The organism is Terasakiella pusilla DSM 6293, assembly GCF_000688235.1.
GTDB lineage: Bacteria > Pseudomonadota > Alphaproteobacteria > Rhodospirillales > Terasakiellaceae > Terasakiella > Terasakiella pusilla.
This window is the reverse complement of sequence record NZ_JHYO01000055.1, coordinates 1-7078: the sequence shown is the minus strand read 5'-3', so window position 1 is coordinate 7078 and position 7078 is coordinate 1. Positions and strand designations below refer to the sequence as shown.

The window sequence follows — 7078 nt, the reverse complement described above, 5'->3', positions numbered from 1 at the left end:
GAAGGCACAATTCTTTTGGCCGATAAAGCCTACGACAGCGATGCTATTCGGCAATTGGCTGAAAATAAAAAAGCATGGGCAAATATCCCACCTAAAAGCAATCGACGAAAGTCTTTTGCCTTTAGCAAATTCCTTTACCGCTACAGAAACTTGGTTGAGCGCTTCTTCAACAAACTCAAGCAATTCAGAGGCATTGCCACACGTTATGATAAGAACCCTGAGAATTTCCTCGCTGCTGTTAAACTGGCATCAGTTCGCATTTGGATAAAAAATTTATGAGTCTAGGGCCTAGTCCAAAGCAGTCCGCCATAATAAGATAGCCGTCTCCCATCCCGAGAGCTTCAACCGTAATAGAAGAACCTATTTCGTTGACGATATTATTGTCCACTTGAATCCATGCTTCGTCTGGCAGGTATGGTAATGTTGCCAATCCATTCACCCGCGTATAAACCACAAATGTCTTGGGAAGTTCATCTGTATGGACATCTACATTTTCAGGGTGGCTTTGTTTTTCAGTATCTTCGAACTCATTAAGTCGCATGTTCATCTCCGATATTTCGTTCAATGCTATTTATGCAGCATAACTTTATGTTCTTTTTTTGTTCTTTACTTGGTGCGCAATATAATATACATATAGGATCAGTCAACGGGATAAGTGTGACCAGTCGGTCCCTTGTCCCGTTTCCTATTTGAGCCACGCTCACATCATCTCGATGTGGGCGTTTTTTTATGTCTACATTTTACAAAGAGGAGTTATTCTCATGGCAGATAATTCGTGGTGGAACACTGTGTCCACCGGCTTTTCTAATTTCGCTGATGGCGTTGGTGATTTATTCAATATCGTCAGCACCGTCAGCCCATCCAGCAATATGAAAGCCGATGACGTACTCAACACCAAATCGGCACTCAATGCGGTGGGCAGTTACAAGGTGCCGGAGTTCGGTATTACCGATGTTCCCGACACGGGCATGATTGATGGGTTGAAGACCTTTCAAGCCAACAACGCTTTGAAGGTGGATGGTGTCATGAACCCCGGTGGACCGACCGAGAATGCCTTGGGTCAAACACTGGCCAAACAAGGCATCTCGACCTCAGATTTGTTAGCGAAGGCAAAAGTACCGAACGTCACGCCAAAACTGGATGTCCCCAAACCTGTTTCAACGCCACCGCAAACATCATGGTCGGCATCGGTTCCATTTGGGGAAGCCCCCAAGTCCAAGAAACCCAAGTTGCCGAAAATTGACCCGATGACGGGGTTAAGTGATCCACTGGCAAATGCTCCAAAAGGTAAAATGCCTACCAAGAAGCAGTGGGAAGAAGTCGCGATGATGCAACAACAGAAGACATCAAGCGCAATTATCCCCCAAGGAGACACAGTTGATCAGCGTATTCGTTCAATGATGACAGATAAACGCTATGGTGACAAAACCGACACCCGTCTGCGTGACCATGTGCAAAAGCAGTTTCAAAACGCCTATCCGGGCAAGGTAGAATATGACGAAACGGGTAAGATGGTTCAGCCCACGGCGGTGATCCGTCCCCAAGATGTTCAACCCTTTGATCCAGACGGTGAACTACAGAATGTTTCCACAGAAACATTCAAATCTGAACCAATCATGATGGAAAATGTGACATCAGAAACCCGGCCCGTGATGGCGGCAAATATGGTTGAACTGGATGGTGACAAGAAAACACCTCAAGACCATTCATATGGAAATTCAAATGCTGATCCCAAAGTTCAACCTGTCCCCGGTGGTTTGGAACGCACAGTCGAGGCACCAACTATTTCGAAAGGAAAAGAACGTATTGAGAATGTGATAAAAAATCGTACTGGTAAGTTTGTCATTGAAAAAGACCCCGAAGCGACAAGTGAACATAAGCCTTGGGAATTTCCATCTCTTGGACGAGATGCAGTCAAAGAGCATGACAGTTTAATCCAGAAAATGGCTCAAAAGCATGAAATGGACCCAGACCTTATTCGTGCGGTTATGTGGGCAGAAAGCGCACGAGGTCATAAGTTTGGGTTAAATGCCTTGGGCGATATGGTAGGATATTCTGACAGCAAAATGCCAATGAACATTAATCCAGACTTGTGGAAAGAAATTTTAGGTCGTGAAAATGCTGACCTGAATAATCCCGAGGACAATATTGAAGCAGCAGCTTTGATCTTAAAACGTCTTGGGGATCGCATTGATGGCGAAAAAGATGTAGCCAAAATTGGCACACTCTGGAATGGTACGGGAAAGGATAAGACCACCGACTTCGGTGAATATATTGGAAGGCTTTACCGGGAAAAGCCTTGGCTGAAACAAAATGTGGAGGATAGTAACAATGCAATCGACGGTCCCTAAAAAAGACGGTCTGCGAGGAGTCAGAATGATTGTGGTAGCCGCACTGCTGTTACCACTCCTCTACAGTTGTTTGGTTCTCACTACGGGCTTTTTACAAAATTCTCATGAAGAATATTGTGTATATGTTTCAGCATCTGAACAGCACTTCTTTACCCATGAGCGAACTCCTTGCCACTTGACGCAAAAGCCATTTGCAGACTTCGGATTGATCATGGTGACAACCACAGTTCCCATCCAATTGATTTGTTTTTTGGTTTGGTTGGTACGGTACCGGCGACTCAAAGGTGAATACTGATAGATGAGCATTTACCAACGATTGGCTCTAAATTATATTTGTGGCTTTCTGTTCGGTTGCGTTTTGATCGCGGCTATACTCGTTCAAAGTAATGGGCTGGAACCATCAGGTATATGCAATATTGTAAACGGTAACGATGGATTATTACCCCTAAACCCCAATGATGGCGGTGCGACACAATATTCATGTGATCCAGATTTCTTATCAGGATTAATGTACGCCTGTTTTGCCGCTGTAATTATCACTCCGTTTCTGATGCTTATCGCATGGGGGAAATCGTTTCTTATATCCAGATGAACTTAGTGCGATTGCATGTTCATGACATGTGACCGTACTTTTCAAATTGCAATTGAAGGAGGTGCAAATGACATTAATTACGCAGTGTATCGATTGGGTGGATAGTAAAATTGATCGCCGCAATGAGAATGTTACTTTCGGCTTGAGAAGCCTGCTTGGGTTGGCATTTGTCTATATGGGAATGCTCTTGAATGACGGTATGTCTGTCGAGCATATGGGTGAAGGTATATCAGCCATCGGCGGGGCAATGATGACATTAGCGGCGTTGTCATCTAATTCACAGATTAAAGAATTTGTTTTCCACGGAAAATCTTATGGGGAAGAAAGTGCTACCGTCTTTTTAATGGTTCTCAGTTTATTGGGGGTTCTTTTATGGACCGCCACTGGAATGAAGATCGCATATAGTTTAGCCGACAATAAAATCCAATTGGCTCTGTTTTCTGTCATCGCCTTTGGGGTTGCTGCTTTTGCCCCAGTTATCGCGTTCACATGCAATCATTTATGCGAAAAGTGGTTCAACAAAATCACGTTGAAAGTTAGACGTGACCAAAGCGATAAAAAGGCAAGAAATTATGTAATTATATGGGGCGGCTATCTTGTGCTTGGTGGTCAAGTGCTGGCCTAATTGGAATTCCTTTATAGGGACTTAGGCAGCCACCGCGATAGAAGCAATTGCACTTGAAGTGAAACCAATAATCCAGCTTTTCATCATATCTACCGTACCTTTCAATGACATTTGGTCATTACATGAAAACCAAAAAAGTGCGAGAAAGACAGCCACGATATAGAATTCTGGTGTTACTATCACGGCACTCACCCAGCCTACTGGCTGCCTAAGTTCCTACATGTCTTTCTTATAACTGAAACGCTTTGTTTCATCAATTATTGAATGAATAGGTCATTCGCCTCTTGCCTTCGTCTGGTGCCGAAGATCAAGAGTCGAGCAACTCGTTTATTGCGTCATTCGTAAACGAAGTGCCGCCATTACACTCGTGGCATTTCACTAAAAAAGAAATCTGGTGGGAATATTTGGTATCAATAATTTATCCTCATCAACCAGAAGAGGACGCAACTATCCCTATGGGAATAGTTACTTCGAATTCAATACTCACATCAACCGAGTGTCGAACGCCCATACCTCGCCGCTTGTTCCATTGTGGAACGTGGATGGCGGACAAGTTATTGACCACCCAACGGCTCACTATCCCCGCACCGTGGTATTAACACGATGCGACTCGTCGGTACCCTGCCATGCTGGATATGGTCACATGGGAGGGGTGATGTTGTATCTTTTTCACAGAGCATCATCCTTATGCTTTCTTTATTTAAAGACGCGAAGCGGAAGCCCTGATCCCATATAGCGATGGACTACCAAGAACCCGACACCATGTCGTAATCCTATTCTTGCGTCTGCGGTTGGGTCCCACCTCATTGCGTTCCTGATGCCGAGGCATCCCTTCCGCTGTGTTAAAATAAAGCCCTATGTTGGTGCTGCGGTGACAGCAATTCTATTTATCACTTTCGTTTTTCTGTTCGTTCCAATATCACCAACAGCCAATCACATTGTTTCTGAGACAGAGTATAGGCATGCGCCAGACGCTCAAACATGGAATGTAGAAAGTCGATTTCCTTGGCGTTGAGCATGTCGCGACGGTGTTCCAGACGGTGGGAACACCGTTGACGTAAGCCTTGTGCATGGGTGGATGACAGATTGATGGATTGTGCCATTGGTTCTCTCCAATTTATCGTTATTGATGGTTTGTATTATCCCATGTGCGCTTTTGGCATGGATATATTTAATTCACATGAATGGCCGTTTTCTGCGGTTTGTGGCTGAAAGGCCGCAACAGGATCATGTCGTAATATTGAAAGCATGATGGGTGCCATGCCATGACCGTCATGAATGTTTCCGTGGAAACATTGCCCGGGTTTCCATTTAGTGATGATATTCTGGAACTACCCTTGGCCCCGGTCAAAATCGGCCATATCATGTCCAACAAGTTAGTCCATAAAAGATCGCCCCAAAATCTTTTGTGGAAACACCTTTTGGAACGGGAGATAGATCATGGCACGGATGTTTGGATATTCGCGCGTTAGCACCACCGATCAGGATTTATCCATGCAGATGGATGCGCTGATACGGCACGGCGTGGATGAACGCGACATCTATATGGAAAAGGTCTCTGGTGCTAAACGCCACCGTGAACAACTGAACCGTGTTCTTGATCTGCTGCGCGATGGCGATAGTCTGGTCGTGTACCGATTGGTTCGGTTGGCGCGTAGTACCCGTGATATGTTGGAAATTAGTGATCTGATCAATGCCAAAGGTGCGAACTTGGTGTCCATTCACGATATGATCGACACCAGATCGCCGGGTGGCAAATGCGTCTTCACCATCATGTCTGCTATTGCGCAGATGGAGCGGGAACTGTTGATCGCCAGAACCAAGGATGGTCAAGCCGCTGCCCGTGATCGCGGTGTTGAGTTCGGTCGCCCGAAGAAACTCACCCCGCAATTGGTCAAACAAGTCCGTCTGGCCTATGAAGATAAAATTCCGTTGAAAGATACATGCGCAATGTTGTCCATCTCTAAAAGCACCTATTACAACGCATTGAAGATGGCTGCATAGGCAGCGGGAGTTTCCACGGAAACATCACCTATTCAATAATCTCGTCAGCACCATTATAAGGGCACGGTATGAAGAAACGCATTGCTATCGATCTGGAAGGGACGTTGATTGATAACGCTCGGTCAATCGAATTGCAGGAACGGGTCAAAACATCTGGCGATGACTGGTATCTGGTCACAGCACATGCCGACCCGTTGGCCGTGGAAGATATTGTGCGCGAAGAAACCGCGCTTGATCCCGAAACTGATTTTGTTGAGATCATTTGCACCTCACAAAAGGCAAAAGCGTGCTTTGAACATGGCATCACCAGATTGATCGACGACAGCGTTCGCTACCGTAAATCTTGCGAGAAATATGGCGTTGAGTTCGAGTTGGTGTAGCGGTTTTTGGTAGCGCAGAGAAGTGACTGATTGATGGCTGTGCAGATATGGGAAATTCTGAACCCATTGATAGAAGAAGACAAATCCCGACTTGCCATCACTAACGCGGGATTATAGCCATTCGGGTCATGTTATGTATGTTTTGATGACTATGAAACAAATCTGCCCGGACGGATTCTCATACTATGTAACAGGTTAAAGACTTGTTTTTTAAGAACAATAGGATGGAAAAATGGTAACAAATGGTGGTGCCGAATTTGTTACATAGTCGTTGCATACTTTTTATTGTTCTTTTGATCTCAGGTAGTTACTGGCTCTGATACGATTGAGTGGGAATAATTCCCGCATTCAAAATATAGAGATTACAAAGACTTAGATTTTACACAGTCTTTTCATAGTCATTCAGGGTATGTTATTTTTCAATAGGTTAGAAATTTAGCTGACGGAAGAATTACATACTCTGGTGATTATCGCTCAACATAAGTGCTCCGCAACCAAGACGTTTGTCGATCAGCACCCCATTCTCGGCGGGGACGCAATCGTTTATCGCACCCGACAGAACGGTGAAATCTACCAATTCCGCACATGGATACCGGCTGAGAAAAAATATTACCGTAAGACGTTAAAGACCCGTGATCTCGACACGGCGTTGGAACGCGGTAAACAGCTATTCTATGACATTCAGTTACAACTACGAACCGGACGTAAACTGTTCGGGTTGAAGGTCGGTGAATTGGTTGAAGAGTTCTTGAAGTCTCAGGAACAACGGGTTGCTACGGGGCTAATCACCCACGGTCGATACCTGACGATCAAGACCCAACTGACCAAACATCTCTATGAATTTCTTGGTGATCGTAATCCTAAAGTTGGTTCGAACCGGCAGATCAACGAAATTGATAAATCGAAATTCTATAATTTTGCACAGCATCGCCGATTAACGTCGCCCGGCGTCAAAGACGTTACCATCAGAAACGAACAAACCACGCTGAATGCCCTGTTTAAATGGGGCTACCGTAATGGCTACGTTCATTTTGAGACGGTGGACTTTGAAGAAATACGGGTCCGTAACGCTGATCGACGTGACACGTTTACCTTTGAAGAATGGCGTTTAATTTACGATTATTTG

General features: G+C 44.9%; 8 protein-coding genes. 6 read left to right on the top strand and 2 right to left on the bottom strand.

The genetic code is table 11. The features are described 5' to 3' along the window. Positions 1–279 (top strand): IS5/IS1182 family transposase (locus tag Q397_RS24890; RefSeq protein ID WP_028880854.1); only part of this gene is annotated, 279 nt, incomplete at its 5' end. Here the strand turns inward: Q397_RS24890 and Q397_RS25130 are convergent. Continuing rightward, positions 239–541, bottom strand: a complete 303-nt coding sequence (locus Q397_RS25130; protein WP_156950813.1) for a hypothetical protein — start codon at positions 539–541, stop codon at positions 239–241. The two genes, Q397_RS24890 and Q397_RS25130, sit on opposite strands and share 41 nt — an antisense overlap. Positions 542–788: 247 nt before the next feature. On the opposite strand from Q397_RS25130, the gene Q397_RS24540 reads away from it, so the two are divergent. After that, on the top strand, positions 789–2351 hold the full coding sequence (locus tag Q397_RS24540; protein ID WP_169738023.1) for a transglycosylase SLT domain-containing protein: 1563 nt from the start codon (positions 789–791) through the stop codon (positions 2349–2351). A 659-nt stretch (positions 2352–3010) separates the two neighbouring features. Then, complete coding sequence (locus tag Q397_RS0119680; RefSeq protein WP_028880852.1) at positions 3011–3568, top strand: hypothetical protein; 558 nt, start codon at positions 3011–3013, stop codon at positions 3566–3568. Between the two features lie 890 nt (positions 3569–4458). On the opposite strand, the gene Q397_RS0119675 is transcribed toward Q397_RS0119680, so the two are convergent. Continuing rightward, positions 4459–4671, bottom strand: coding sequence for a hypothetical protein (locus Q397_RS0119675; protein ID WP_028880851.1), 213 nt, complete (start codon positions 4669–4671; stop codon positions 4459–4461). Positions 4672–5008: 337 nt separating this feature from the next. Between Q397_RS0119675 and Q397_RS0119670 the strand changes: the two genes are divergently transcribed. The 3 genes from Q397_RS0119670 to Q397_RS23545 form a co-directional block, all read left to right on the top strand. Beyond that, positions 5009–5572 (top strand): recombinase family protein, encoded by a 564-nt coding sequence (locus Q397_RS0119670; protein WP_084149140.1) that lies wholly within the window; start codon positions 5009–5011, stop codon positions 5570–5572. Between the two features lie 68 nt (positions 5573–5640). Next, a complete protein-coding gene (locus Q397_RS0119665) occupies positions 5641–5952 on the top strand; it encodes a hypothetical protein (RefSeq protein WP_028880849.1) in 312 nt (103 codons plus the stop codon). Between the two features lie 463 nt (positions 5953–6415). Beyond that, positions 6416–7078 (top strand): hypothetical protein (locus Q397_RS23545; RefSeq protein WP_205618862.1); only part of this gene is annotated, 663 nt, incomplete at its 3' end.